The 24,673-nt window shown below is 55.7% G+C and carries 23 protein-coding genes and 1 tRNA gene; 10 read left to right on the top strand and 14 right to left on the bottom strand.

From position 1 onward, the window contains the following. Window positions 1-175: 175 nt before the first annotated feature. Window positions 176-263, bottom strand: a tRNA-Ser gene (locus tag G364_RS0113980). A gap of 330 nt (window positions 264-593) precedes the next feature. Here G364_RS0113980 and rnt point away from each other — a divergent pair. Beyond that, the gene (gene rnt, locus G364_RS0113975; RefSeq protein WP_019935771.1) at window positions 594-1,271 is read left to right on the top strand and encodes a ribonuclease T; all 678 of its coding nucleotides are present in this window, start codon (window positions 594-596) and stop codon (window positions 1,269-1,271) included. Window positions 1,272-1,303: 32 nt separating this feature from the next. Here rnt and G364_RS0113970 read toward each other — a convergent pair whose 3' ends face one another. Beyond that, window positions 1,304-1,978, bottom strand: coding sequence for a cupin domain-containing protein (locus G364_RS0113970; protein WP_019935770.1), 675 nt, complete (start codon window positions 1,976-1,978; stop codon window positions 1,304-1,306). A gap of 57 nt (window positions 1,979-2,035) precedes the next feature. Further along, window positions 2,036-3,514 (bottom strand): molybdate ABC transporter ATP-binding protein ModF, encoded by a 1,479-nt coding sequence (modF, locus tag G364_RS0113965; RefSeq protein ID WP_019935769.1) that lies wholly within the window; start codon window positions 3,512-3,514, stop codon window positions 2,036-2,038. A 178-nt stretch (window positions 3,515-3,692) separates the two neighbouring features. Here modF and G364_RS0113960 point away from each other — a divergent pair, with 178 nt between their 5' ends. Then, on the top strand, window positions 3,693-3,926 hold the full coding sequence (locus G364_RS0113960) for a TIGR02647 family protein (protein WP_019935768.1): 234 nt from the start codon (window positions 3,693-3,695) through the stop codon (window positions 3,924-3,926). Window positions 3,927-3,977: 51 nt separating this feature from the next. Here the strand turns inward: G364_RS0113960 and G364_RS0113955 are convergent, their stop codons facing one another. Continuing rightward, on the bottom strand, window positions 3,978-4,583 hold the full coding sequence (locus G364_RS0113955) for a peroxiredoxin C (protein ID WP_019935767.1): 606 nt from the start codon (window positions 4,581-4,583) through the stop codon (window positions 3,978-3,980). Between the two features lie 233 nt (window positions 4,584-4,816). Here G364_RS0113955 and G364_RS0113950 point away from each other — a divergent pair, with 233 nt between their 5' ends. Continuing rightward, the gene (locus tag G364_RS0113950; protein WP_019935766.1) at window positions 4,817-6,139 is read left to right on the top strand and encodes a Na+/H+ antiporter family protein; all 1,323 of its coding nucleotides are present in this window, start codon (window positions 4,817-4,819) and stop codon (window positions 6,137-6,139) included. Between the two features lie 319 nt (window positions 6,140-6,458). On the opposite strand, the gene G364_RS0113945 is transcribed toward G364_RS0113950, so the two are convergent. Then, window positions 6,459-7,361: a LysR family transcriptional regulator gene (locus G364_RS0113945; protein WP_019935765.1), complete on the bottom strand. Its 903-nt coding sequence runs from the start codon at window positions 7,359-7,361 to the stop codon at window positions 6,459-6,461. A 151-nt stretch (window positions 7,362-7,512) separates the two neighbouring features. On the opposite strand from G364_RS0113945, the gene aguB reads away from it, so the two are divergent. Together aguB and aguA are read left to right on the top strand one after the other, a co-directional pair. Next, window positions 7,513-8,403 carry an N-carbamoylputrescine amidase gene (aguB, locus tag G364_RS0113940; protein ID WP_019935764.1) on the top strand — a complete coding sequence of 297 codons (891 nt, stop codon included), beginning with the start codon at window positions 7,513-7,515 and terminating at the stop codon, window positions 8,401-8,403. Further along, a complete protein-coding gene (aguA, locus tag G364_RS0113935) occupies window positions 8,403-9,473 on the top strand; it encodes an agmatine deiminase (protein ID WP_019935763.1) in 1,071 nt (356 codons plus the stop codon). The genes aguB and aguA overlap by 1 nt, the downstream gene beginning before the upstream one ends. Before the next feature lie 47 nt (window positions 9,474-9,520). On the opposite strand, the gene solA is transcribed toward aguA, so the two are convergent. Both solA and G364_RS0113925 read right to left on the bottom strand, forming a co-directional pair. After that, window positions 9,521-10,654 (bottom strand): N-methyl-L-tryptophan oxidase, encoded by a 1,134-nt coding sequence (solA, locus tag G364_RS0113930; RefSeq protein ID WP_019935762.1) that lies wholly within the window; start codon window positions 10,652-10,654, stop codon window positions 9,521-9,523. Between the two features lie 167 nt (window positions 10,655-10,821). Next, a complete protein-coding gene (locus G364_RS0113925) occupies window positions 10,822-11,160 on the bottom strand; it encodes a Grx4 family monothiol glutaredoxin (protein ID WP_019935761.1) in 339 nt (112 codons plus the stop codon). Between the two features lie 254 nt (window positions 11,161-11,414). Here G364_RS0113925 and sodB point away from each other — a divergent pair, with 254 nt between their 5' ends. The 4 genes from sodB (at window position 11,415) to pyk (ending at window position 16,531) form a co-directional block, all read left to right on the top strand. Then, a complete protein-coding gene (gene sodB, locus G364_RS0113920) occupies window positions 11,415-11,999 on the top strand; it encodes a superoxide dismutase [Fe] (RefSeq protein ID WP_019935760.1) in 585 nt (194 codons plus the stop codon). Window positions 12,000-12,131: 132 nt separating this feature from the next. Next, a complete protein-coding gene (gene rimO, locus G364_RS0113915) occupies window positions 12,132-13,445 on the top strand; it encodes a 30S ribosomal protein S12 methylthiotransferase RimO (RefSeq protein WP_019935759.1) in 1,314 nt (437 codons plus the stop codon). A gap of 248 nt (window positions 13,446-13,693) precedes the next feature. Beyond that, window positions 13,694-14,545 (top strand): MurR/RpiR family transcriptional regulator, encoded by an 852-nt coding sequence (locus tag G364_RS0113910; RefSeq protein ID WP_019935758.1) that lies wholly within the window; start codon window positions 13,694-13,696, stop codon window positions 14,543-14,545. Window positions 14,546-15,091: 546 nt separating this feature from the next. Further along, window positions 15,092-16,531 carry a pyruvate kinase gene (gene pyk, locus G364_RS0113905; protein ID WP_019935757.1) on the top strand — a complete coding sequence of 480 codons (1,440 nt, stop codon included), beginning with the start codon at window positions 15,092-15,094 and terminating at the stop codon, window positions 16,529-16,531. Window positions 16,532-16,637: 106 nt separating this feature from the next. Here pyk and G364_RS0113900 read toward each other — a convergent pair whose 3' ends face one another. The 3 genes from G364_RS0113900 to psrA are packed head-to-tail and all read right to left on the bottom strand — an operon-like array spanning window position 16,638 to window position 20,192. After that, the gene (locus G364_RS0113900; protein WP_019935756.1) at window positions 16,638-17,264 is read right to left on the bottom strand and encodes a bifunctional 4-hydroxy-2-oxoglutarate aldolase/2-dehydro-3-deoxy-phosphogluconate aldolase; all 627 of its coding nucleotides are present in this window, start codon (window positions 17,262-17,264) and stop codon (window positions 16,638-16,640) included. A 3-nt stretch (window positions 17,265-17,267) separates the two neighbouring features. Beyond that, window positions 17,268-19,535 (bottom strand): acyl-CoA dehydrogenase, encoded by a 2,268-nt coding sequence (locus G364_RS16615; RefSeq protein ID WP_019935755.1) that lies wholly within the window; start codon window positions 19,533-19,535, stop codon window positions 17,268-17,270. A 27-nt stretch (window positions 19,536-19,562) separates the two neighbouring features. Then, window positions 19,563-20,192, bottom strand: coding sequence for a TetR family transcriptional repressor PsrA (gene psrA, locus G364_RS0113890; protein ID WP_019935754.1), 630 nt, complete (start codon window positions 20,190-20,192; stop codon window positions 19,563-19,565). A 226-nt stretch (window positions 20,193-20,418) separates the two neighbouring features. On the opposite strand from psrA, the gene G364_RS17090 reads away from it, so the two are divergent. Then, the gene (locus G364_RS17090) at window positions 20,419-20,577 is read left to right on the top strand and encodes a DUF2496 domain-containing protein (protein ID WP_019935753.1); all 159 of its coding nucleotides are present in this window, start codon (window positions 20,419-20,421) and stop codon (window positions 20,575-20,577) included. Between the two features lie 26 nt (window positions 20,578-20,603). On the opposite strand, the gene speA is transcribed toward G364_RS17090, so the two are convergent. The 4 genes from speA to folE form a co-directional block, all read right to left on the bottom strand. Further along, complete coding sequence (gene speA / locus G364_RS0113880) at window positions 20,604-22,508, bottom strand: biosynthetic arginine decarboxylase (RefSeq protein WP_019935752.1); 1,905 nt, start codon at window positions 22,506-22,508, stop codon at window positions 20,604-20,606. 186 nt (window positions 22,509-22,694) lie between these two features. Further along, a complete protein-coding gene (locus G364_RS0113870; protein WP_019935750.1) occupies window positions 22,695-23,606 on the bottom strand; it encodes a patatin-like phospholipase family protein in 912 nt (303 codons plus the stop codon). 89 nt (window positions 23,607-23,695) lie between these two features. Continuing rightward, window positions 23,696-23,968, bottom strand: coding sequence for an Rdx family protein (locus G364_RS0113865; protein WP_019935749.1), 273 nt, complete (start codon window positions 23,966-23,968; stop codon window positions 23,696-23,698). A 2-nt stretch (window positions 23,969-23,970) separates the two neighbouring features. Continuing rightward, window positions 23,971-24,627, bottom strand: coding sequence for a GTP cyclohydrolase I FolE (gene folE, locus G364_RS0113860; RefSeq protein WP_019935748.1), 657 nt, complete (start codon window positions 24,625-24,627; stop codon window positions 23,971-23,973). Window positions 24,628-24,673 lie beyond the last annotated feature (46 nt).

Here is a 24,673-nt window from a genome sequence, read left to right as displayed (position 1 = left end):
TTTAATTCACAGCGACTGTGAAAGCATGAAATGCTGAAACGGTTTTACCCAGACCGTTTTAACCCGCCCGGCTGAGATAAGCGTCTGGATCAAGACAAGAGAAGTAAGCCAAAGTATCTGTTGTAAAAAGCAGATACAAAAAAGCCCTTGATAAACAAGGGCTTAAATGAAAATTTGGCGGTGAGGGAGGGATTCGAACCCTCGATACGTTGCCGTATACACACTTTCCAGGCGTGCTCCTTCAGCCACTCGGACACCTCACCAAATTTTTGTGCTTTGTTTTATTCAAGAGTGTTAGCTTCACTCTGTATGGTCTGGTAATTCATGTCTTGGGGCTGACGTAGCACGCTACGTGCTGTTTACCTCTCGGCTTCGCCTCGGACACTTTACCAAACTTTTGTGCTTAAGGCCTGCGCCTAATCAGCGGGGCGTATAGTAGGCAAGGCCGGCGTCGGGTGCAACCCTTTTTATCAGCATGCTATTTCGTTTGCACATTATTGCAGCACTGTTGCTGTAAACTGCGATACGGGCGACGATGCGCCACGACTCTGGCATAATGGACGACCGTTTTTTGCAGCAACAGGACCAACTTGATGACGGCAACAACTTCCGCCACTCAGCTACACGAGCGTTTTCGGGGCTATTACCCTGTGGTGATCGACGTGGAAACCGGCGGGTTTAACGCCAAAACCGATGCCCTGCTGGAAATTGCCGCCATCACCCTGAAAATGGACAAGGACGGCTGGTTAAAGCCGGATCAGACCTTTCATTTTCATGTGTCTCCCTTTGAAGGGGCCAATCTGGAGCCGGCGGCGCTGGAGTTTACCGGCATTGACCCCTGGAGTGCCCTGCGCGGTGCCGTGACCGAGCGGGAAGCACTGGATCAGATTTTTAAAGGTGTGCGTAAAGGCATCAAGGCCAACAAATGCCAGCGGGCAGTTATTGTGGCGCATAACGCCTCGTTTGATCATGGCTTTGTAATGGAAGCCGCCGAGCGCGCCGAGCTGAAACGCAATCCGTTTCATCCTTTCGCCACCTTCGACACCGCCAGCCTGGCGGGTCTGGCGCTGGGGCAAACGGTATTGGCCAAGGCCTGCCGCGCTGCAGGCATGAGCTTTGACAACAAGGAAGCTCACAGCGCCCTGTATGATACCCGCAAAACTGCAGAGTTGTTCTGCACCATCGTTAACCGCTGGAAACTGCTGGGTGGCTGGCCCCCTGCCCCGACAGAAGCGCCTGATTTTGGCAGCGATGAGCCTGCACCGGAATAAAAAAGGCCCGCCGGTTGGCGGGCGCTTTGTTATCAGCCGGTGCAGTTAACCGGTACTGAAGCCGCCAGGTGACCGGTGCGCACCCACAGCCGGGTATGACCAATGGCATTCAGCTCCGGCACCGACATGGGTGCCAGCCGCAACCAGCTGAGTGGCTCCAGGGTTTGCCTGCCGTCGCTTAACTGGCCCGATATCACCAGAATTTCCAGGCCGGCACGGTAGCAGCAGGCAGGAAAACGCCCTCCGTCAGCAAACTCCAGCAAACTGGTATTTACATGACCATAGCGGTGCAATGACAAGCGCCGAAAGCCGTACTCTCCGGTTAACCATAACCCCTGCGCTTCCTGTATTACCTTGACTTCGCCGTCGCTTTTATCGAACTGATTGAGCTTGACGAATATCATACAGCCGGAACGGCTGAAGACACTGTGCCGGCTGCCCGGCGGATGACGCACGTAGGTGCCGGCTTCATGATCGCCGTTTTCATCAGAAAAGGTGCCTTCCAGCACCCAGAATTCCTCACCCAGCGGATGCTCATGCTCAGGAAACACAGACCCGGGTGCAAAGCGTACCAGGCTGGTGACATGACCGCTTTCGGCGGCTTCACGTTCCAGCGGGTAACGCCACACGCCGGCCGCCGGCGACGGTTGCCAGCGCTCCGGGTCATAACTGAGGGTGAGAGATTGAGCAAAGTCCATATTCAGCATCGGCACTAACCCGACGAACAAGTGGGATCATTATCCTGACCCCGCTTGCTGAATTGGTCAAGCGTTCTGCAGGGTTTCACAGGGATAGTGATAGCCGCCTTCGCCGTCGGGCACAAAGCTGAGACGATGGCTGATGCAGGAAGGGGCATCGGACTGATGATGGGACACAAACAGCAGTTGAGTACGCCCTTCCGCCACCAGCAGATCAATCCAGCGTTTTACCCAGTGGCGGTTCAGGGTGTCCAGCCCCTGCAATGGTTCATCGAGAATAAGAATGGGCGGATGCTTGACCATGGCACGGGCAATCAGCAGCAAGCGTTGCTGGCCATAAGATAAGTTGCGGAACGGCTCATTGGCCTGTGCCGTCATGCCCAGCAACGCCAGCCACTGGTCGGCCAGTTTACGCTGCGCATCACCGGGCTGCTGATAAACGCCGATGGAGTCAAAAAAGCCGGACAGTATCACCGCCTTGGGAGTAGCGGTCACGCGGTAGTCCTGCTGCATGGTGGTGCTGACATAACCGATGTGCTGCTTGATGTCCCAGATGGTTTCACCACTGCCCCGGCGTCGGCCGAACAGGGTAAGATCGTTGCTGTAGCCTTGCGGGTGATCGCCGGTCACCAGACTGAGCAGGGTCGACTTGCCGGCCCCGTTGGGGCCCATTATTTGCCAGTGTTCACCGGGATTTACCTGCCAGTTGAGGCCGTTCAGGATCACCTTGTCGCCAAAGCCCACACGTATGTCACGCATGATAATGCGCGGTGTGTTCGCATCCAGCTCGCGCCGCTCGGCGTCGGGATCCGCCGGAGGCAGTGCCTGCGTGCTGGCCTCAAGAGTTGCCAGGTGATGCAGCTGTCGCAGCTCGGCAGAGGCCGCCACCTGAGCACGGGGGCCGGCCTGAGCCAGCTCGCATTCTGCCAGCAACCCAAGATGCGTGGCAAAGTCCGGCAGCTCCTCAAATCGGTTGACAATCAGCACCAGAGTCTGACCGGCAGCCACCAGCTCGGCCAGCAGTGTCATCAGGCTGTTATGGGCGTTTACGTCCAGGCCGTCAAAGGGCTCGTCAAGCACCAGCAGTGCAGGATGACTGAGCAGCGCCCGGCACAGCAGCACCTTGCGGGTTTCACCGGTAGACAGATATTTAAAGCCGCGATCCAGCAGCGGGCTGATGCCAAACCGTTCGGCAAGCTCAGCCAGCTCGCCGGCATCATGACCGCCTTCCAGCATGATCTGGCGGGCGCTGTGACCGTCGTCCTGAGCGTCGAGCAAGTCGCTTTCGTCCTGCTCCCGCTCCCGGTCTGCCAGCTGCTGCAATTGCTCAAACGACACCCACTCTGTGCTGGCAAAGCCGTGGCTGGCCTCACCTTTTGTACATTTCAGCTCGCCGGCCAGCGCCCGGGCCAGCGCCGTTTTGCCGCTGCCGTTGGCACCCACAAAGGTCCAGCACTGACCTTGCTCAAGAGTCAGTTCGGGAATGTGCAGCTGATGGCGTTCACTGATGGCAAAACGGGCGTCCTTGATACAAATGGCGCTCATGAAAGCGGTTCCTTTATGGTTGTGACAAAAATCACATAATCCGCAACCCGGCAGCGGGATGCAAGTGCAATAAAGCCGGAGCATTGGCGCTAATTGTGAGCCATGCCCCAGCCCCGGGGCCGATAACAGGCTAACGTCAAAGGCGTTTTTGCACATCACCGCAGACCAAGGAGTGCCTATGCGCTATCACACCGCGTTAATGGATGAACTGAATTTATTGCTGCATTTTAATCTGGATACCACGCAACAGGGCATCAAAGTGCATCATGACGCCGAGCCCGGCATGATTGATGCGGCCGCCAGCCTGCACCAGAAAGGCCTGATCACCCAGACCGATGGTGGCTATCTGACCGAGCTGGGACGGGAAGCCGCCGAGCATGCACAGGCCATGCTGGGGCTGCTGAAAGAGTAAAAAAATGCCGGCATAATGCCGGCATTTGCATAACAAGTTATCAGGACCAAATTACAGGCCTGCGGCGTTCTCAGACAGGTAGCTGGCCACGCCGTCCGGAGAGGCCTGCATGCCGGCTTTGCCTTTTTCCCACTGCGCGGGGCACACTTCGCCGTGCTCTTCATGGAATTGCAGCGCGTCAATCATGCGCAGCATTTCGTCAATGTTACGGCCCAGGGGCAGATCGTTGACTACCTGGTGGCGAACCACGCCGTTGGCGTCGATCAGGAAAGAGCCACGGAAAGCGACACCGGCTTCCGGATGCTCAACGTCGTAGGCCTGGCAGATTTCGTGTTTAACGTCGGCAACCAGCGGATATTTAACAGCACCGATACCACCGTTTTGAACGGCGGTGTTACGCCAGGCGTTGTGGCTGAACTGAGAGTCGATGGACACGCCAATCACTTCCACGCCGCGCTTCTGGAACTCGTCAAAACGGTGATCAAAGGCGATCAGCTCAGACGGGCACACAAAGGTAAAGTCCAGCGGGTAGAAAAATACCACGGCGGCTTTGCCTTTGGTGAACTCCTTGAGGTTGAAGTTATCAACGATTTCGCCATTACCCAGAACGGCAGCAGCAGTAAAGTCGGGAGCCTGACGGCCTACCAGTACGCTCATGTTTATCTCCTTGCTGTGTTAACACGCGAAAAGTCATCAATCTATCGCGGCGGAACCAACAGTATATGGGCGCGGTTGCACAAACCCAAGGGCGGAAACGCCGATAACGTGGCGCTTGTATAAAGTTCACACAATCCGGTTTTTCCATTGTTTTGGCAAATAATGCTCGACATTCACCGTTCAATTTGCAAACTAGCCGCTTCGTTTGACGTTATGAACTAAAAGGATATTCCATGAATCCCGTTGTTATCGCCGTGTCGTTGATGCTGGTGCTGAGCCTGCTGCGCATCAACGTGGTGATCTCACTGGCCCTGAGTGCCCTGGTGGGCGGGCTGGTGGGCGGCCTGTCACTGACCGACACCGCCAAGATTTTTGCCGACGGCCTGGGTGGCGGTGCCACCATTGCATTAAGTTATGCCATGCTGGGTGCCTTTGCGGTGGCCATTTCCCGCTCCGGCATTACCGATCTGCTGGCGGTACGCATCATTCGGGCTCTGGGGCAAAATGCCAGTCAGGGCCGGGTGCTCTGGATTAAATCGGTATTGCTGTGTGCCCTGCTGCTGGCGGCAGTGTCGTCCCAGAACCTGATCCCCATTCATATCGCCTTTATTCCCATTCTGGTGCCGCCACTGCTGCATGTAATGGCCCAGCTCCAGCTGGATCGCCGGGCCGTGACCTGTGTGCTGACCTTTGGTCTGACTGCGACTTATATGATGCTGCCGGTAGGCTTTGGCGGTATTTTTCTGAACAATATTCTGCTGGCCAATCTGGTGGAAAATGGCGTGGAAGCAACCAAAAGTATGCTGCCCATGGCCATGGGCATTCCGGTGGGAGGCATGTTCCTGGGTCTGCTGGTGGCGCTGTTTATCAGCTACCGCAAACCCCGCCAGTACGATGAAAGCAAAATCATTGCGGTGGAGCCGGAGCATATTCAGATTAACCCGCTGCATATTTTTATTGCGGTGATCGCCATTCTCAGCGCGCTCAGCCTGCAGCTGTACAGCGACTCCATTATTCTGGGTGCCATGGTGGGCTTTATTATTTTCACCATGGGCGGGGTTATCAAGTTCCGGGAAAGTCAAGACGCCTTTACCCAGGGTGTGAAAATGATGTCAATGATAGGCTTTATCATGATCTCCGCCGCCGGCTTTGCCGCCGTAATCAAGGCCACCGACGGCATTGGTGCGCTGGTGCAGGCAGTAGCCGATGTGCTGGGTGATCATAAAGCCCTGGCGGCGCTGGCCATGCTGGTGGTGGGCCTGCTGATCACCATGGGCATTGGCTCATCGTTTTCAACCATTCCGATTATCGCGCCCATTTATGTGCCCTTGTGCATTTCGCTGGGCTTTTCGCCGCTGGCCACCCTGGCCATTATCGGTACCGCCGGTGCCCTGGGTGATGCGGGCTCGCCGGCGTCAGATTCTACCCTCGGCCCGACCTCTGGCCTGAATGCCGACGGTCAGCACGACCATATCTGGGACTCGGTAGTACCTACCTTCCTGCACTACAATATTCCGCTGGTAGGCTTTGGCTGGCTGGCAGCCATGGTGCTGTAAACTCAGCTTTCAGCGGTAAGCTGTCAGCCATCAGTTGTGCCGGGTTTTACCCGGCATTTTTGTTTCTGGCATCCATTAAATTGCCCGCAGAACAACAGAGCCGACGGCTGACATGTTGGGATTCGTAAAACTCATCCCAACCTGATTGAAAGCAAGCAGACAACGCCGAGGTTACCCGAAGCAACAACAGGGATTACTGAAGCCGACCGTCACATGCCAGGGATGGCATGTGACGAGCGCCCCAGGGATGGGCTCGAAGCGTGTCGGCGGAAGTAACCCTGCTGGTGCTTCGCGGTGCACAAGTTCCGCAGACAATAGCTCAAATCAGCGAACGCAGTAACGCCCGCAGCCATTGCAGGGCGGGCTGGCGGTCGTGCAGCGGGTGCCAGACGCAGTTGAGGTGATAAGCGGGCAGGTCCGGCGGCAGGGCCACCTGTTTCAGCGGCCAGGCCCCTGCCAGCAACGCCGCCACCTTGCTGGGCAGCACCAGCAGATGATCACTCTGCGCCACTATGGCCGCCGCCGACATATAACTCTGGCTGTTCACCGAAATTTGCCGCTTCAGTCCCTGCTCCGCCAGCCAGGTATCAATGCCGGCTTCACGGGTACCCAGCGGCGAATGAAACACATGGGGCAGCGTGGTGAGCTGCTCAAGAGAAAGTGCCTTTCCTACCGTTCCGTGATCAACAGCCACAATGCCCGCCAGCGGCTCGGTCAGCCAGGTTTGTGAGCACAGCGAAGGCGGAACCTTCATGTATTCATCAAAACCCAGCACCAGATCCACTTCGCCATTAGCCAGACCGGCTTCGGGCAGGGTATCCCGCAGAATTTCAATTTCAATTTGTACCCCCGGGGCCAGCGCTTTGAGCCGGTTAATCAGTGGTGGGATCAGCACGCACTCCACATAATCGGTGGTGCTGATCACAAAGCGCCGGCGCGACGTTGCCGGTTCAAAATGATCACTTCGGCCCAGCTCCTGCTCCAGCAGCGTCAATGCCCGCCGAACTGCCTGATGTAACTCCTGCGCTCGCTGGGTGGGTTGCATACCGGTGGCCGAGCGCACCAGCAGCGGATCGGCAAAAAACCGCCGCAGCCGGTTCAGGGCATGGCTCATGGCCGGCTGGCTGATAAAGCACTGCTGTGCTGCCCGGGTCACATTGCGCTGGGTCATCAGGGCATCAAAGGCCAGCAGCAGGTTAAGATCAAGCTGGTGCAGCTTCATACAACATTCATACTGTGAATAATAAAATTTATATTATGCATTTGCTGAATGGGCTAACAAGCCGCACACTCCACGTTATTGCTACAGGCAGCCGCAAATGACGCCGGCCTTTTGACCTGATAACTGTTGACCTGATACTAGGAGCCTCGATATGACCATGGTAACCGTAGCCGCCACTCAGATGGCCTGCAGCTGGAACCGGGACGAAAACATTGCCCGTGCCGAAAAACTGGTGCGTGATGCGGCCGGCCAGGGTGCCCAGATCATTCTTATTCAGGAGCTGTTTGAATACCCTTACTTCTGCATTGATCAAAGCCCGGAGCACTTCGCTCTGGCTCAGGAAGTGGACAACAGCCCGCTTATTCAGCACTTTCAGGCTCTGGCCAGGGAGCTGCAGGTGGTGCTGCCGCTGAGCTTTTTTGAGCGTGCCGGCAATGCCTATTACAACTCATTGGTGGTGATCGACGCCGACGGTGCCGTGCTGGATCTGTATCGCAAAACTCATATCCCCAATGGCCCCGGCTATCAGGAAAAGCAGTTCTTTACCCCCGGCGACACCGGTTTCAAGGTGTGGCAGACCCGCTATGCCAAAATTGGTGTGGGCATCTGCTGGGATCAGTGGTTTCCGGAAACCGCCCGCAGCCTGGCACTGATGGGGGCTGAACTTATCTTCTTCCCCACCGCCATTGGCTCTGAGCCGCAGGATCCGACCATCAACAGCCAGCTGCACTGGACCCGTACTCAGCAGGGCCATGCTGCTGCCAACCTGGTACCGGTGATTGCGTCCAACCGCATCGGCACCGAGCAAAGCAAATATGAAGACGCTCTGGAAACCACTTTCTACGGCAGCTCTTTTATTGCCGATCAGTTTGGCGAGCTGGTACAACAGGCAGATAAAACCAGCGAGTGTGTGCTGGTACACAGCTTTGACCTGGCCGAAATTGCCAAAACCCGCGCCAGCTGGGGTCTGTTCCGGGATCGTCGCCCGGCCATGTATCAGACTCTGCTCACCTCCGACGGCAAACAGCACGGAGGTCGCTGATGGACGCACTCAAGGGCTTTTATATGCCTGCCGAGTGGGCACCCCAGCAGGCGGTATGGATGATCTGGCCGCACCGGCCCGATAACTGGCGGGAACACGGTGCGCCGGCTCAGGCTACTTTTGCCCGGCTGGCCGAGGCTATCGCTGTGGTGACGCCGGTTTATATGGCAGTGCCGGCAGCAGAAATAAATAAGGCACGCGCTACCATGCCGGCAGCGGTAACCCTGGTGGAAATAGACAGCGACGACGCCTGGGCCAGAGACACGGGCCCCACTGTGGTAGTAAACGACAAGGGCGATATTAAAGGGCTGGACTGGCGCTTTAACGCCTGGGGCGGTGACCAGGGCGGACTTTACTCACCCTGGGACCAGGATCAGGCCATGGCGCAAGCCATGCTGGCCCAGCATGGCATTGACGCAATAGAAAGCCCGCTGGTGCTGGAAGGCGGCTCCATTCATGTGGACGGCGAAGGCACCTTGCTTACTACCAAAGAATGCCTGCTCAACGCCAACCGTAATCCTGCTCTCAGCCAGGAAGAAATAGAGCAGCATCTGCGCAACACTCTTGGGGTCACCACCTTTATCTGGCTGGATCAAGGGGTGTACATGGATGAGACCGATGGTCATATCGACAACATGGCCTGTTTTGCCCGCCCGGGTGAAGTGATTCTGCACGGTTGCGAAGACCCGCAGGATCCGCAATATGTGCGCACTCAGGCCGCCTTTGAGGTGTTAAGCTCGGCCACCGACGCCAAAGGCCGCAAGCTTAAGGTATGGCTGCTGCCTCAGCCCGGCCCGCTGTACATCAGCGAAGAAGAAGCCGCCGGCATTGCCAGCGGCAGCGGCGTGCCCCGCCCCGCCGGCGAGCGTATGGCGGCTTCTTACGTGAATTTTTTAATCACCAATGGCCGCCTGCTGTTTCCGCTGCTGGACGCAAGCACAGATGGAGTAGCCAAAGCGCGGCTGCAGGAAATCTTTCCGGAGCTGGACGTGGTGGGCATACCGGCGCGGGAAATTCTGCTGGGTGGCGGTAATATTCACTGCATTACCCAGCAGATCCCGGCGGTGTAAACGCCATCAGACGTATTAAAAACCGGGGTTCACAGACCCCGGTTTTTTTATGCGCCGAAACGGCTTAAAGCAAAGGGGCTGAGATCAAAACCCGGCTCGCCATCCAGCATCCAGTGGGAAAACACCTCACCTAATACACCGGCAAACTTGAAGCCGTGCCCTGAACAGGCACTGGCATAAAACACCTGTTCAAACTCGGGATGTCTGTCCAGCAAAAAATGCTCGTCCGGCGTACGAATGTAGTGGCACACCTTGCCCTCCAGACACTCCCCCACCTCCGGCAGATAGGTCCGCACAAAGGCGTCCAGCTCCGCTCTGTCTTCTTCAAAAAAGCCAAAGGGAGCCAGGGGTTCTCCCGGTGCCAATGGCTGGCCGGCATCATGCCGCCCTATTTTGAGTCCTTCTCCGTTCAGGGCAGGGAAACCGTAGTAGATAGCGTCAGCAAGATCGGCTGAAAAACCAGGAAATGCCGCAGGACCGTAACACCCGACCCCGGCACGGTACCAGGCAAAGGTTTTGCGTACTCGCTGTAACGGCAACGACAGCCCCAGTGATGCCATCAAGGGTGCCACCCGCTGACCGGCACACACCAGCACTTGTGCCGCAGTCAGCCGGGTACCGTCGGCAAGCTCTGCCTCCACTCCGCCTGAAAACGCCCGCAAGCCGATCACGGTGCGCCCGCCAAGTAATTGTGCTCCCCGCTCGGTACCAAGCCGGTGCCAGGCCTTCAGCGCCCGTTCGCAATAAAGCACACCCGCATCGGGTTCAAAGCCACCCGTAACCCCGGCAGGCACATGCCAGCCAGGCCAGCGGGCTTCAATGCCGGACGCGCTTTCCATTTCCAATGCCAGCCCATACTCAGCGGCACTACGTTCGACCTGAGCAAGAAAGGGACTGCCGGAAACCCCGAGATTGAGCACACCCGTGGGCTCAAACACCCGCTCGCCGCTCAGTTGCTCCAACTCGGACCACAAGGTTCTGGCTCGCAGCAACAGCGGAATATAGGCCGCCCCTTCACCATAGGCGGTACGGGTCAGCCGGGTGCTGCCATGATGGGAACCCAAGACATGGGGCGGATGCCCTTCATCGAGCAGGATCACCCGGGCCCCATGGCGAACCGCATGAAAGCCCGCTGCCATACCGACCGAGCCGGCACCGATAATGAGAATGTCTGTATCCATGAGGGAATGACCGTGTTGATAAACAGGACTGGTAAATGGCGGGCCGGGCGAGTCCTGATATTCCGGCAAATCATTCGGCCCCCAGACGCCAGTCAAAAAGATGCCGGCTCAGGGCCGGCATGACTGCATTAGTTTTCAAAGATCAGGCTTGCGCCTGCTTTTTGAAATCAGGCCTGTTCAGGCTTGGGATGTTTGGCGGCGGTTTCCTTGATCAGGGTCTGCAGCTCGCCCTGCTGGAACATCTCAATGATGATGTCGCAGCCGCCGATCAGCTCTCCTTCCACCCACAGCTGGGGAAAAGTGGGCCAGTTGGCGTATTTGGGCAGCTCGGCACGAATTTCCGGATTCTGCAGAATATCCACATAGGCAAACGGCTCGCCGCAGTTCATCAGTGCCTGGGAAGCCTGAGCGGAAAAACCACAGCTGGGAAACTTGGGAGAGCCCTTCATATACAGCAGAATGGGGTTTTCACCGATTTGGGATTTGATTTTTTCAATGGTGTCCATGACCACCTCGGACCAGAGTGTGTAAAAATTCCATTCTACTGTATCCCCTGCCGGTCTCAAGGGCCGGAACCGATAAATTACCGGCCCAGTTACCCGCACAAAAGCTGTTGTTGTTTAGCCTGCGGGCAAACTGTTACAATCTATTCAGCAATTTAGCGGTGTGCGACTAAGCTGTATGAGGTCGTCACTGTCATCAGCAAGAAGCAGCAATGTCTTCGCCGGTTCACCCGGCGCATAATAATGGAGAATTGAACATGGCTTTTGAACTTCCCGCACTGCCTTATGCCAAGAACGCCCTGGAACCGCATATCTCCCAGGAAACCCTGGAATATCACTACGGCAAGCACCACAACACCTATGTGGTTAACCTGAACAACCTGGTTCCGGGCACCGAGTTCGAAGGCAAGTCTCTGGAAGACATCATCAAGACTTCTACCGGTGGTGTATTCAACAACGCCGCTCAGGTATGGAACCACACCTTCTACTGGAACTGCCTGTCTCCCAACGGTGGCGGCGAGCCTACCGGTGCCCTGGCCGATGCCATCAAGGCCGCTTTCGGCTCTTTCGATGCCTTTAAAGAAGAGTTCACCAAGTCTGCCGTGACCAACTTCGGCTCCGGCTGGACCTGGCTGGTGAAAAAGGCCGACGGCACCGTAGGCCTGGTAAACACCTCCAACGCCGGCTGCCCGCTGACCGAAGACGGCATCACTCCCCTGCTGACCTGTGACGTATGGGAGCACGCTTACTACATCGATTACCGTAACGTGCGTCCTGACTACGTAAAAGCCTTCTGGGCCCTGGTTAACTGGGACTTCGCTGCCGAAAACTTCTCCAAGTAAGTTTTCTTGTGCGCAAAACACCCCGGCCTGCCGGGGTGTTTTTGTTATTGGGGCTTTTTTAATCAGCCCTTTCCCGTGTAAAATGCGCCCTTTCTTATATCAGTACTTCAAAGTGAGTCCAATCTAGTGAGTATGTCTGTTCCCCGTATTGGCTTTGTGTCTCTCGGCTGCCCGAAAAACCTGGTCGACTCCGAGCGTATTCTGACCCAGCTGCGTATCGAAGGTTATGACGTAGTACCTTCTTACGATGATGCCGATATGGTGATCGTCAATACCTGTGGTTTTATCGACAGTGCCGTTCAGGAATCCCTGGAAGCCATTGGCGAAGCCCTGAACGAAAACGGCAAGGTCATCGTTACCGGTTGCCTGGGTGCCAAGGAAGATCAAATTCGTGAAGTGCACCCCAAGGTGCTGGAAATTACCGGCCCTCATTCCTACGAGCAGGTGCTGGAGCATGTGCACCGCTATGTGCCCCGTCCGGAATACAACCCCTTTTTGAACCTGGTGCCGGAGCAGGGAGTAAAACTCACGCCCAAGCACTATGCCTATCTGAAAATTTCCGAAGGCTGCAACCACAAGTGCACCTTCTGCATTATTCCGTCCATGCGCGGCGATCTGGACAGCCGCCCCATCGGGGATGTGCTGGCAGAAGCCGGCCGGCTGGCGGATGCCGGTGTAAAAGAGCTGCTGGTGATCTCCCAGGACACCTCCGCCTATGGCGTAGACGTGAAGCACAAAACCGGTTTTGCCAGCGGCACCCCGGTCAAGACCCATATTCAGGCCCTGTGTGAAGAGCTGGGTAAAATGGGCGTCTGGGTGCGACTGCACTATGTGTACCCCTACCCGCACGTTGACGATCTGATCCCGCTGATGCGCGACGGCAAGATACTGCCCTATCTGGATATTCCGCTGCAGCACGCCAGCCCGCGCATTCTCAAGTTAATGAAGCGCCCCGGCGCGGTAGAGCGCACCCTCGAGCGTATTCGCCGCTGGCGCGAAATCTGCCCCGAGCTCACTATTCGCTCCACCTTTATTGTGGGCTTTCCCGGCGAGACCGAGGAAGACTTTCAAATGCTGCTCGACTTTATTGAACAGGCCGAGCTGGATCGCGTGGGTTGCTTTACCTACAGCCCGGTGGAAGGTGCCCGCGCCAACGAGCTGGCGGATCCGGTGCCGGAAGAAGTTAAACAGGAACGCTATGAGCGCTTTATGGCGCTGCAGCAGCAGATTTCTACTCGTCGTCTGGCACAAAAGGTGGGCAAAACCATCAAGGTGCTGATTGATGAGGTGGACGAAGAAGGTGCCATTGGTCGCTCCAGCGCCGATGCACCGGAAATTGACGGCATGGTCTATCTGAACGGCGAAACCAGCCTCAAGCCCGGTGATATGGTGACCGTCACCGTGACCCATTCCGACGAATACGATCTCTGGGCCGAGCTGGCCTGAAAAGAGTGGTGAATAACAGCCCCGGTTGACGGGGCTTTTTTATAATCGTGTGTTGTTAATTCATTTCATTTGTTGTTTAACTACAGTTTTATTGGTTTATTTTTCAGCATCCGTCTGATTTTTGCCTGAAATTATCATACTTTGGTATATCAGGCCTCTCGCGCCGAGTCCTTGTCCTGTATAGTGGTTATCGATATTTTGTGTCATTCAGGTGGGGCACCGCCCGCCTTACTGAGCCGGAAGTTCAGATGAATACATTGGAAAAAATTACCAAAAATCTCGACAGTTTCAGCAAGTCTGAGCGCAAAGTAGCCGAAGTCATTCTGGCTTCTCCCCAGACCGCCATTCACTCCAGTATTGCCGCTCTGGCCAAGCTGGCCGACGTAAGCGAGCCCACGGTAAACCGCTTCTGCCGCCGGCTCGACACCAAAGGCTTTCCTGACTTCAAACTGCACCTTGCCCAGAGCCTGGCCAATGGCACACCTTATGTAAATCGTCATGTAGAAGAAGACGACGGCCCCGAGTCGTATACCGCCAAGATTTTTGAATCCAGCATGGCCTGCCTCGACTCGGCCCGCCAAAGCCTGGATCCTCAGGCGGTCAACCGCTGTGTAGACATCATGACCCAGGCCCGCAAGCTGTCTTTTTTTGGGCTGGGCGCGTCTTCTGCGGTAGCACACGATGCCATGAATAAATTCTTTCGTTTTAATGTGCCGGTGCAATGCTTTGATGATGTGGTGATGATGCGCATGAGCTGCATTGCCAGCATCGAAGGCGATGTGGTGGTACTGATTTCCCATACTGGTCGCACCAAGGCACTGGTGGAAGTAGCCCAGCTGGCCAGACAGAATGACGCCGTGGTGATTGGCCTGACCGCCAAGGACTCTCCCCTGGCCCGGGAATGTAATGTGGTGCTGTCGATGGATGTGCCGGAAGACACAGACGTCTATCTGCCCATGGCGTCACGGCTGGCACAGATGGTACTGATCGACGTACTTGCCACCGGCTTTATTCTGCGCCGGGGTGCCCGTTTTCGCGAAAACCTGAAAAAGGTAAAAGAAGGCATTAAAAACTCCCGCTTTGACAGCCCTCATCTATAACCATGATAAAGGCGGCGTGGTTCTGCATGCTGCCTGTGTTTGCCCTGCCCTGCTGTTGCTTTTGTTAACCAGCGGTGAAAATGTTACAAGCAATCAGACACAAAAATCGCATTATTCTGCATACTCATTTCGCTCAGATTGTATCATAAACCATTCACAGCCCTCCCTTCCCCTTGTATCTTTTTAATTATTTATTTTAAAAATCATTAACTTGTCATCATTCATACATCTGCTTATGCTGCCACTCAACGCGAACTTTGACCTGCATCAAGGTCTTTTCAAAACCTCAGCATTTTTGTGATCTCGTCTACACTTTTGCTATCGCTTCAGTTATCATCGATAACAATTACATAAACCAAGGATGAAGCGTCAGACTGTGAGCACACCATGGCCTTATCATCAATCGTCAGCTCCGGCTCAGGATGAAGCCGTCTCTCCTGCTACTGGCGATAGTTTCCGGACCTTTTCACAACCGGGCGCTTTCACTCTGAAATACAATTCTGTTTTACCTGTCGTATTCATTTTTTCTTCCAATTGGAGTCTCTCATGTTAAGACGCACCAAGATTGTTACCACTCTGGGTCCTGCTACCGATCGCGATAATAACCTTGAAGGTATTATTGCCGCCGGTGCTAACGTGGTTCGCATGAACTTTTCTCACGGTACCCCGGAAGATCATATGAACCGTGCCAACCAGGTGCGGGAAATTGCCAAAAAACTGGGCAAGCACGTGGCCATTCTGGGTGACCTGCAGGGTCCCAAGATCCGTGTTTCCACCTTTAAAGACGGTAAAATTCAGCTGAATATCGGCGACAAGTTCGTTCTCGACGCCGATCTGCCCAAGGGCGAAGGTAACCAGCAGGCCGTGGGCATTGACTATAAAGAGCTGCCCAAAGACGTTAAAAACGGCGACATTCTGCTGCTTGACGACGGCCGCGTACAGCTGCGTGTTGAAGGCGTGGAAGGCAACAAGGTACTGACCGAAGTGACCGTGGCCGGCCCCTTGTCCAACAACAAGGGCATCAACAAGAAAGGCGGCGGCCTGTCTGCTCCGGCCCTGACCGACAAAGATAAAGAAGACATCAAAACCGCGGCCAAAATTGGCGTGGACTATCTGGCCGTTTCCTTCCCCCGCACCGGTGAAGACATGCGCATTGCCCGTGAACTGGCACGCGCTGCCGGCAGTAATGCCAAACTGGTGGCCAAGGTAGAGCGCGCCGAAGCGGTAGCAACCGATGCCGCCATGGAAGACGTGGTGCTGGCATCAGACGCCGTCATGGTAGCCCGTGGTGATCTGGGCGTGGAAATCGGCGACCCCGAGCTGGTGGGCGTGCAGAAAAAACTGATCCGCACCAGCCGCCGCCTGAACCGGGTGGTGATTACTGCAACTCAGATGATGGAGTCGATGATCACCGCGCCGCTGCCTACTCGTGCCGAAGTGATGGACGTGGCCAACGCCGTGCTGGACGGCACTGATGCCGTTATGCTGTCTGCGGAAACCGCTGCCGGTGACTTTCCGGTAGAAACCGTAAAAGCCATGGCCGAAGTGTGCCTGGGTGCCGAAAAGCACCCCAGCATCAATGTCTCCAACCACCGCATGAACTTTACCTTTACGTCGGTGGAAGAAACCGTAGCCATGTCCACCATGTATGCCGCCAACCACCTGCAGGGTGTAAAGGCCATTGTGGCACTGACTCATTCCGGTACTACGCCGCTGCTGCTGTCCCGCATCAGCTCCGGTCTGCCGATTTTTGCCCTGTCTCAGGAAGAAAAAACCCTGTCCTGGGCCAACCTGTTCCGTGGTGTTACCCCGGTTTACTTCAAGGCTGACGAGACCAAAAATATCTCTGAAACCTGCCGTAATGCCATTGCCATTCTGAAAGAAGCCGGCCATGTAAACAGCGGTGACCTGGTATTGCTGACCCACGGTGACATGATGGAAGTGGTGGGCAGCACCAATACCTGCAAAATTCTGACGGTAGAATAAGCGAGATACCGTCACTCCGGGCCTGACCCGGAGTCCATAACAGAGTGGATTCCGGCCTTCGCCGGGATGACAATATAAAAAAGGCCGGACGTGTAGTCCGGCCTTTTTACTGGCTTAACGCCACCGCCTGCCGCACGCGCCGGGCAACTTCCTGCCAGTTTTCTGCCTTGATAAGCTCCGGCGAGGCCAGCCAGGAGCCGCCGCACGCCAGCACTTGTGGTATGGCCAGATAATCTCCGAGGTTATTGGTATCAATCCCCCCTGTGGGCAGCACACTAAGCTGACCAAAGGGCCCGAGCAGGGCGCTCAGCATGGCAACGCCTCCCGACGGCTCGGCCGGAAAAAACTTGAGTGTAGTCAGGCCCATTTCCAGCGCTGCCTCTATGGTGCTGGCATTATTAACCCCGGGAATAATGGGAATATCCAGCTCCCGGCAGGCCGTCACTGTATTGGGGTTAAACCCGGGGGATACCATAAAATCGGCACCGGCTGTTTTGGCAGCCAGTGCCTGTTGCCGGTTAAGGATGGTACCGGCACCAATCAGCATATGCGGATGGTGCCGGCGCAGCAACGCAATGGCATCGGCAGCTGCTGGGGTGCGAAAGGTAATTTCCGCTACCGGCAGGCCGTTATCTTCCAGCACTCTGCCAAGGGACAGCACAGATGCCGGCTGCTCCAGAGTGATCAATGGCAGCAACCGCCGGCTGCCAAGTTGCTGGATAATATCACTCATGGATCAGGCTGCATTTTCTTTTTTCACCTGCTGTTGACGGCTGAGCACACCGGGCGCGAAACTGTCTACCGCTATGGCCTTGCGACGCAGCTCATCAGCCTGTTTCAGCCGCTGGGCTTCACTCTCTGTGATAATACCTGCCTGCTGTGCCTGCTCCAGCAGTGGCCTTAGCGCCAGCTTACGCGGCAAGGTGCCGTCTTTCTGCGCCTTGGCAATTTTTTTGTCCAGACTGGCGACCGCCACCATGGCTTCAAAGGCCGCTTCCAGTTCACCCAGGCCGGGTTCACTGGCGGCTGGCCGGTAACACAGTGCCGACAGCCGGTCTCGTATGCCACCTGGTTTCATCAGCTGCTTACAGATACCGTGCACATAACGGTCTGAGGGCATGCGATAACGATTACCCAACGGGAATACCAGCGCTTTAAGGGTAAAAGCCACTGCCCTGTTAGGGAAGTTCTGCAAAAATCCGCTCAGGGCTTCACCTATCAGGTGCAGGTTGCGGCTGACCGCATAATGCACAAAAGGCAGATCTTGTGACTGACGGCCATTATCCTCAAAGTATTTCAGGGTGGCACTGGCCAGATAAAGGTGGCTGAGCACATCTCCCAGCCGGGCCGAGAGCATTTCTTTACGCTTGAGATCGCCCCCCAGCATCAGCATGGACACATCGGCACACAATGCCAGCGCCCGGCTCATACGACTGAGCTGGCGATAATACACCGCCGTTTCACCGGACACCGGTGAGTTGTTAAAGCGGGCTCCGGTCAGCCCCTGCCACAGAGCCCCGGCCGCATTACCGGTGGCAAAGCGAATATGACTGAACAACAGCTTGTCGAACTGCTCCAGCGCCGCCTTTTCATCGGGATTGGCGGCAGCTTCCATTTCTTTCAGCACATAGGGGTGACAGCGGGTGGCTCCCTGACCAAAGATCATCAGGTTGCGGGTGAGAATATTGGCCCCTTCTACGGTAATGGCAATGGGCATGCCCATGTAATTGTGGGCCAGGTAGTTTTTGGGACCCATCTGAATGGCCTTGCCCGCGTGCACGTCCATGGCGTCGTTCATCACGGTGCGGGCCATTTCGGTCATGTGATATTTGGATATGGCCGTTACGATGGCCGGACTTTCACCGGAGTCCAGCGCTCTGGTAGTGAGCCGGCGGGCCGCTTCCAGCTGGTAGGTCAGACCGCCGATACGGGCCATGGCCTCCTGAACGCCTTCAAAACGGCCGATAGACAGACCAAACTGTTTACGCACTACCGAATAGGCACTGGTACTGAGGGTAGCCAGATGGCCACTGGCCGCGCCCAGTGCCGGCAACGAGATACCCCGTCCTGCCGACAGGCACTCCACCAGCATACGCCAGCCACGGCCGGCATAGTCAGGGCCGCCGATAATCCAGTCGATGGGAATAAATACATCTTTGCCACGGGTGGTGCCGTTTAAAAACGCCAGTCCCATGGGCAGGTGCCGGTCGCCGGTTTCGACACCCGGGTGTGAAGTAGGAATAAGTGCACAGGTAATGCCCGGCTCCTTGTTGTCGCCCAGTAAGCCGTCGGGATCGTACAGTTTGAACGCCAGCCCCAGCACGGTCGCGCGGGGAGCCAGTGTAATGTAGCGCTTGTCCCAGTTCAGGCGCAGGCCCAGCACCTCCTTGCCGTCATATTCGCCCATACACACCACGCCACTGTCGGGAATGGCACCGGCGTCAGAGCCGGCTTCGGGGCCGGTAAGCGCAAAACAGGGAATTTCGGTGCCATTGGCAAGGCCGGGCAGCCAGCGGTTTTTCTGGGCTTCGGTGCCGTAATGGGTTAACAGCTCGCCGGGACCCAGCGAATTGGGCACCATCACGGTAACAGAAGCACTGGTACTGCGACTGGCAATACGGGCCACTATGGTGGAATTGGCAAACGCAGAAAATTCCAGCCCGCCATAAGACTCAGGAATGATCAGAGAGAAAAAGCCATTGCTGCGCAGATAGTCCCATACCGGCTCGGGTAACTCCCGCTCTTCGCTGACAATCTGGTAATCATCCAGCATGGCCAGCAGGGTTTCCACTTCGTTATCAAGAAATGACTGTTCCCGCTCGCTGAGTTCGGACGGGCCATAGGCCAGTAATTTCGACCAGTCGGGCCGGCCGCTGAACAGCTCACCGTCCCACCAGACCGAGCCGGCTTCCATGGCTTCACGCTCGGTTGCCGACAGCGGCGGTAATACCTTTTTAAAAGTATTGAATGCCGGTGCACTTATCCACTTTCTGCGTAAACTCATTATGACCTCCTCAACCCCTTGGTTGTGTCAATCGATGCGGGCTTCCATGCCGCTTGCCAGATAAGGAATTACCTTTCGAACCAGGCCTTCCACGTCAATATTCTCATTAAAATCGTTACGGGCTATATCACGCAGAGCGTCACCGGATGCCATGGTAAATACCACGGTACCCAGGGTGAAGTGCAGCCGCCAGAACAAGTCTGCCGACGACAGGCCCGGAATCGCCTGCCTGATACAACGGGAGAAGTTGTCCAGCACTTCACCATATTGGTTAACGATAAACCAGCGCAAAAAGCCCTGGTTATCCATATAGCCTCCCCCCAGCAGCTGGAGGAAAATCTCGGGACCGCGCCGGCGTATACGGGTCAGCCCCATCAGCGGACTGACAAAGCACTCAAACACCTGCTGGACTTTTATCTCGTTCTGATTCAGCAGCTGCCGCAGGCTATTATTCACCTCGGGCATAAACTGACTGAGATAACGGTTCATTACCGCCTTGATCAGATCCTTGCGCGAGCCAAAGTGATAATTGACCGAGGCCAGGTTCACATCTGCCGCACTGGTGATCAGCCTGAGTGACGTGTCGCTGAAGCCCTGCTCGGCAAACAACACTTCGGCGGCATCCAGTATTTTTTGTTTGGTATTGTTACGCGCCACCGGACACCCTCAACAAGTTTTAAACACTTGTTTAAAATCTATGTTTGACACGTCCGGCTGTCAAGCAATCCGCTGTGAATATTTTTTATGCAGTCTTTTTGCAAATGTTCGGGAACCTTTGTTCCCGGAAGGGCTCCTACAAGATGCCACTGCAATTAAGCACTAAGTCTTAGCCCAGCATTCACTGCTGGGCGTTTTTTTATTTTTGATAAGTGAACGTTGAAACATGAGCCTGAAAGACGCACCCGCACACATACAGCTGGCGGTAGACTTGATTGAATTACTTGAAGTAAACCAGGTCGATCCAGAGCTGGCACTCAAGGCGCTGGCCATTGTGACTCAGGATCTTGAGCGTAAACTGCATGAGCAGCCTGCAGACCAATAACAAACGCCCCTTTCGGGGCGTTGATGTTATTGCTCTTCTTCCAGATAGGCGTAGCCTTCAAGCCCGGCAGAAAGCTCTTTCAGCAACAGCGCCCGGGTTTCCTCATCCAGATCGGGATGGCTTGCCTGCAACTCATACTGGGCATTGATGACGGTCGGGTCAATGTCCACATAACGCAGCAGCTCGGCCACATTGCTGCCTTCCTTGATATTGGTGATGTGCGCCTTGCCCTGCTCATCCAGCACCACCTCGGCACTGTGAGTGTCACCAAACAAATTATGCATATCGCCCAGAATTTCCTGATAGGCGCCCACCAGGAAGAAGCCCAGATACTGGGGCTGTCCGGGCACAAACTCCGGCATGGGCAGTGTGGTTTCCACACCCTGACCGTCTACATACTGATCAATGGCACCGTCAGAGTCGCAGGTAATGTCCAGGATCACCGCACGCCGCGCCGGCGCTCTGTCGAGGCCGTCGAGGGGCAGCACCGGAAAGATCTGATCAATGCCCCAGGCATCGGGCAACGACTGGAACAGCGAAAAGTTTACAAAGCACTTGTCTGCCAGCTTTTCATTCAGCTCATCCATAATGGGCCTGTGTGCCCGGTTTACCGGATCCAGCTTTTGCTTGATGGCCAGACAAATATTCAGGTGTACTTCTTCTGCCCAGGCTCTGTCTTCCAGGGTGAGCATGCCCATATTGTACTGACCATGCACATCGGCAAGCTCTGCTACTGTGTCGTGATAGATTTCCAGCAGGGGCGGATCGTCCCGGCACAGATCATTCCAGGTTTCCCACATATTTTTCAGCAAAAAGGGGGCATCTTCTGCCGGCGCTGCCGGTCGCGTGCTCTGAGCCGACTCAATACTGATCACATTGGCCACCAGCATGGCATGGTGAGCAGTAATGGCCCGGCCAGACTCGCTGATAATACGCGGATGCGGCAGCTCATACTCCCGGCAGACATTGCCGATGCCCCACACCACATTGTTGGCATATTCGCGCAGATTATAGTTGGCCGAACAGTAGCTTTGTGAGCGGGTGCCTTCATAGTCCACGCCCAGACCACCGCCCACATCCACAATGTTGACCGGCACATTCAGCCGGCGCAGCTCGGCATAAAAGCGGCCGCACTCGCGAATGCCCTTCTGAATATCACGAATGTTGGCAATCTGAGATCCCAGATGAAAATGCAGCAACTGCAGCCAGTCGATGCAGCCGGCATCTTTCAGCTGATTAACCAGGCTCAGCACCTGAGTGGCACTGAGGCCGAACTTGGACTTCTCGCCGCCGCTCGACTGCCATTTTCCTGCGCCCTGAGACGCCAGCCGGGCCCGCACACCAAGACGCGGCGACACCTTAAGCTTGGCGGCTTCTTCCATTACCAGGGACAGCTCAGACAGCTTTTCAATCACAATGTAAACCTGATGGCCCATTTTGGTGCCAAGCAGCGCCAGGCGCACGTATTCCTTGTCTTTGTAGCCGTTGCAGACAATCACCGACTCGGTTTCGTGAGTATGGGCCAGCACCGCCAGCAGCTCCGGCTTTGAGCCGGCTTCCAGCCCCAGCCGGGGTTTGTCTTTGTAGGCCTTGGTGACGGCATCCAGTACGCCGCGCTGCTGGTTCACCTTAATCGGATACACAGTCAGGTAATCGCCTTCATAGCCATAGTCTTCAATGGCACCGTTAAAGGCATGAAACAACGCATCAATGCGGCTTTTGATAATATCCGGAAAACGCAGCAGGACAGGCGCAGCATAGCCTTCAGCCTTGAGTTGCTCCACCACATCTGCCAGCACCACTCTGGCATCGGGGCGGGTTTTATCAGGAGTGACATAGACACGCCCCTGTTCATCGAGATGGAAAAAACCCGCGCCCCAGTAAGGCAGGTTGTAGATTTTGAGTGCGTCGCTTGCGGACCATTCAGCCATGCGTTTTGTCCCCTTTTTGGTTCAGGGTCACAGAAAATCCGGGCATTGCGCTGCCCGGCATGAGTATGAGTCGGTTTAACAGTAAGCCGTTCACGGCCATGATAAAAACCGGGGCCGCGAGTGTACAGTCCGGTTGTGCCGCTGACCAGACGAAACCTGATAAAAAACCCGCATTCATCCCCTCCATCATGTTATCTTTTCGCCATATTTCAGCAAAAACTGCTGGCCGCAACGAAAACCCAGTTGGTAATCCTGCTCAAGCTGTTGCCTGCCTGAACCAAGCACACGGCTTTGCAACGGCACGGGCGGTGCAATTTCCAGGACATTTGTCGAATCTGGCGGCTGTTCGATAAAACGACAGGCATCGTGGCAGCAATGCTGATGAGCACGAATAATTCCCAGCAGCTCGCCAATACGCTCCTTGCCTGCCAGACTTTCCAGCCGGTGCAACCAGCTGAGGTTCATGCGCTGAGCCGCCGGTTGTGTGCGGATCACGACGATCACCCCCGCCCCTCTGCGCCAGGCTTCACGCACCGGAATGGCATCGGCCACGCCGCCGTCAAGATAGCGCTCTCCCTGCCATTCCACGCCTTTACGGTAAAACAGCGGTATGGCACTGGACGCTTTCAGCCCCAGCAGCCAGTCAGTACTGTCCGGGTGGAAGTAACAAGCCTGATAATCCCGCACCCGGGTACTGCAAAACAACAGCTCACGCTGTCCCAGCCGCAGACGGCCGCCTGCAACATCCAGCGGCAGCTGATGGCGCAGTACCTCAAAGTACCAGTCAAGATCCACCAGATCGCCTCCCCGGGCAAAATGCAGCGGCCGGAAAAAATCCGATCGGGTGGTGTAGTCCATGATCACTTCCCGGGCATAACCCGGGCTGTGACAGACAAAACTGGATATATTCTGGGCACCGGCAGAAGAGCCGATAAATAACTGAAAGGGGTCGAACGAATCAGCCATAAAGGCGTCGAGCACACCGGCAGTGAAAATACCCCGCTGACCGCCGCCTTCGCACACCAGCGCCAGCTTGGCAGATGCACCGGCAAGCTCAATACCGTTATGATGATATGGTTGGGTGTGCAGCCTTAACATAGACAGCCCTGTCTTAGCGTTCTGATGGCAGCATAAACATTATTTTTTCTAAGTTTAGCCGCAAAGCTCAGCACACAGTGACAGAGTTGTCAGCGATCGCTGTGGCCCAGGTCGCGCTCCGGAGCAATCTGGTCCCGAATGCGCTGCTTTATTTCCTTGGCGTCGGGAAAGCCGTTATCGGCCACCCGGCACCAGATAAGCTCGCCGTTTACCAAAATCTGAAACTGTCCCTTGTCACCCGGGATCAGGGCTACCTCGCCGAGATCATCAGCAAACGTGGACAGCATCTCCTGGGCAAGCCAGCCCGAACGCAACAACCAGCGGCACAGACTGCAATAGCGAATTTCCACTCTGGGCTTCATGCTCAGCGCACCACACCGCTCAGAAACTCCTGACGGGTTTCCTGCCGGCTTTTGAAAATTCCCCCCAGAGAGGTGGTGGTAGTCGTACTGGTGGCATCCATCACACCGCGGGCCTTGACGCAATAATGGGTAGCCGTCATGCTCACTGCCACATCCTCCGACTCCAGCAGGGTCTGCAATGCGACCAGTATCTGTTGGGTCAGCCGCTCTTGTACCTGAGGCCGGCGGGCAAAAAACTGCACAATGCGGTTAATTTTGGACAAGCCAATCACCTTGCTGCGCGGAATGTAAGCCACGGTAGCAGTGCCGTCTATAGTGACAAAATGGTGCTCGCAGGTACTCGTCATGGTGATATTGCGCACCTGTACCATTTCGTCGACCTTCATTTTGTTATCGATCAGGGTAATTTTGGGGAACTGACTATAATCCAGCCCGGAGAAGATCTCACGCACATACATTTTAGCGATGCGCTGGGGGGTTTCTGCCAGACTGTCGTCTTCCAGATCCAGCCCGAGCACATCCATTACCTGGGTCATCAGGCCGGTGATCTGCTCTTGCTGTTGATCCCGGCTCAGGGGGTTATGGCGCATCGGGGTTTCCAGACCCCGGGCTTCCAGGGCCGAGCGGACCCGAATGGCTTCGTCGCTCAATGCGGTCATCATCTTCTCCGTGGGATTTACAAGCAGAGGGCATGTTAGTGCATTT

Source organism: Oceanimonas smirnovii ATCC BAA-899 (genome assembly GCF_000381965.1).
GTDB classification, from domain to species: domain Bacteria; phylum Pseudomonadota; class Gammaproteobacteria; order Enterobacterales; family Aeromonadaceae; genus Oceanimonas; species Oceanimonas smirnovii.
The sequence above is the reverse complement of the archived record's forward strand: the minus strand, read 5'-3'. Positions and strand labels throughout refer to the sequence as shown.

Excerpts from the sequence above, each read along its gene's own strand:
- G364_RS0113955 (WP_019935767.1), bottom strand. The coding sequence starts at position 4,583 with ATGAGCGTACTGGTAGGCCGTCAGGCTCCCGACTTTACTGCTGCTGCC.
- G364_RS17090 (WP_019935753.1), top strand. The coding sequence starts at position 20,419 with ATGAGCCTGAAAGACGCACCCGCACACATACAGCTGGCGGTAGACTTG.
- speA (WP_019935752.1), bottom strand. The coding sequence starts at position 22,508 with ATGGCTGAATGGTCCGCAAGCGACGCACTCAAAATCTACAACCTGCCT.
- G364_RS0113970 (WP_019935770.1), bottom strand. The coding sequence starts at position 1,978 with ATGCTGAATATGGACTTTGCTCAATCTCTCACCCTCAGTTATGACCCG.
- solA (WP_019935762.1), bottom strand. The coding sequence starts at position 10,654 with ATGGATACAGACATTCTCATTATCGGTGCCGGCTCGGTCGGTATGGCA.
- G364_RS0113950 (WP_019935766.1), top strand. The coding sequence starts at position 4,817 with ATGAATCCCGTTGTTATCGCCGTGTCGTTGATGCTGGTGCTGAGCCTG.
- rimO (WP_019935759.1), top strand. The coding sequence starts at position 12,132 with ATGTCTGTTCCCCGTATTGGCTTTGTGTCTCTCGGCTGCCCGAAAAAC.
- G364_RS0113925 (WP_019935761.1), bottom strand. The coding sequence starts at position 11,160 with ATGGACACCATTGAAAAAATCAAATCCCAAATCGGTGAAAACCCCATT.
- modF (WP_019935769.1), bottom strand. The coding sequence starts at position 3,514 with ATGAGCGCCATTTGTATCAAGGACGCCCGTTTTGCCATCAGTGAACGC.
- folE (WP_019935748.1), bottom strand. The coding sequence starts at position 24,627 with ATGACCGCATTGAGCGACGAAGCCATTCGGGTCCGCTCGGCCCTGGAA.
- aguA (WP_019935763.1), top strand. The coding sequence starts at position 8,403 with ATGGACGCACTCAAGGGCTTTTATATGCCTGCCGAGTGGGCACCCCAG.
- G364_RS16615 (WP_019935755.1), bottom strand. The coding sequence starts at position 19,535 with ATGAGTTTACGCAGAAAGTGGATAAGTGCACCGGCATTCAATACTTTT.
- G364_RS0113960 (WP_019935768.1), top strand. The coding sequence starts at position 3,693 with ATGCGCTATCACACCGCGTTAATGGATGAACTGAATTTATTGCTGCAT.
- pyk (WP_019935757.1), top strand. The coding sequence starts at position 15,092 with ATGTTAAGACGCACCAAGATTGTTACCACTCTGGGTCCTGCTACCGAT.
- sodB (WP_019935760.1), top strand. The coding sequence starts at position 11,415 with ATGGCTTTTGAACTTCCCGCACTGCCTTATGCCAAGAACGCCCTGGAA.
- rnt (WP_019935771.1), top strand. The coding sequence starts at position 594 with ATGACGGCAACAACTTCCGCCACTCAGCTACACGAGCGTTTTCGGGGC.
- aguB (WP_019935764.1), top strand. The coding sequence starts at position 7,513 with ATGACCATGGTAACCGTAGCCGCCACTCAGATGGCCTGCAGCTGGAAC.
- G364_RS0113865 (WP_019935749.1), bottom strand. The coding sequence starts at position 23,968 with ATGAAGCCCAGAGTGGAAATTCGCTATTGCAGTCTGTGCCGCTGGTTG.
- G364_RS0113910 (WP_019935758.1), top strand. The coding sequence starts at position 13,694 with ATGAATACATTGGAAAAAATTACCAAAAATCTCGACAGTTTCAGCAAG.
- G364_RS0113900 (WP_019935756.1), bottom strand. The coding sequence starts at position 17,264 with ATGAGTGATATTATCCAGCAACTTGGCAGCCGGCGGTTGCTGCCATTG.
- G364_RS0113945 (WP_019935765.1), bottom strand. The coding sequence starts at position 7,361 with ATGAAGCTGCACCAGCTTGATCTTAACCTGCTGCTGGCCTTTGATGCC.
- G364_RS0113870 (WP_019935750.1), bottom strand. The coding sequence starts at position 23,606 with ATGTTAAGGCTGCACACCCAACCATATCATCATAACGGTATTGAGCTT.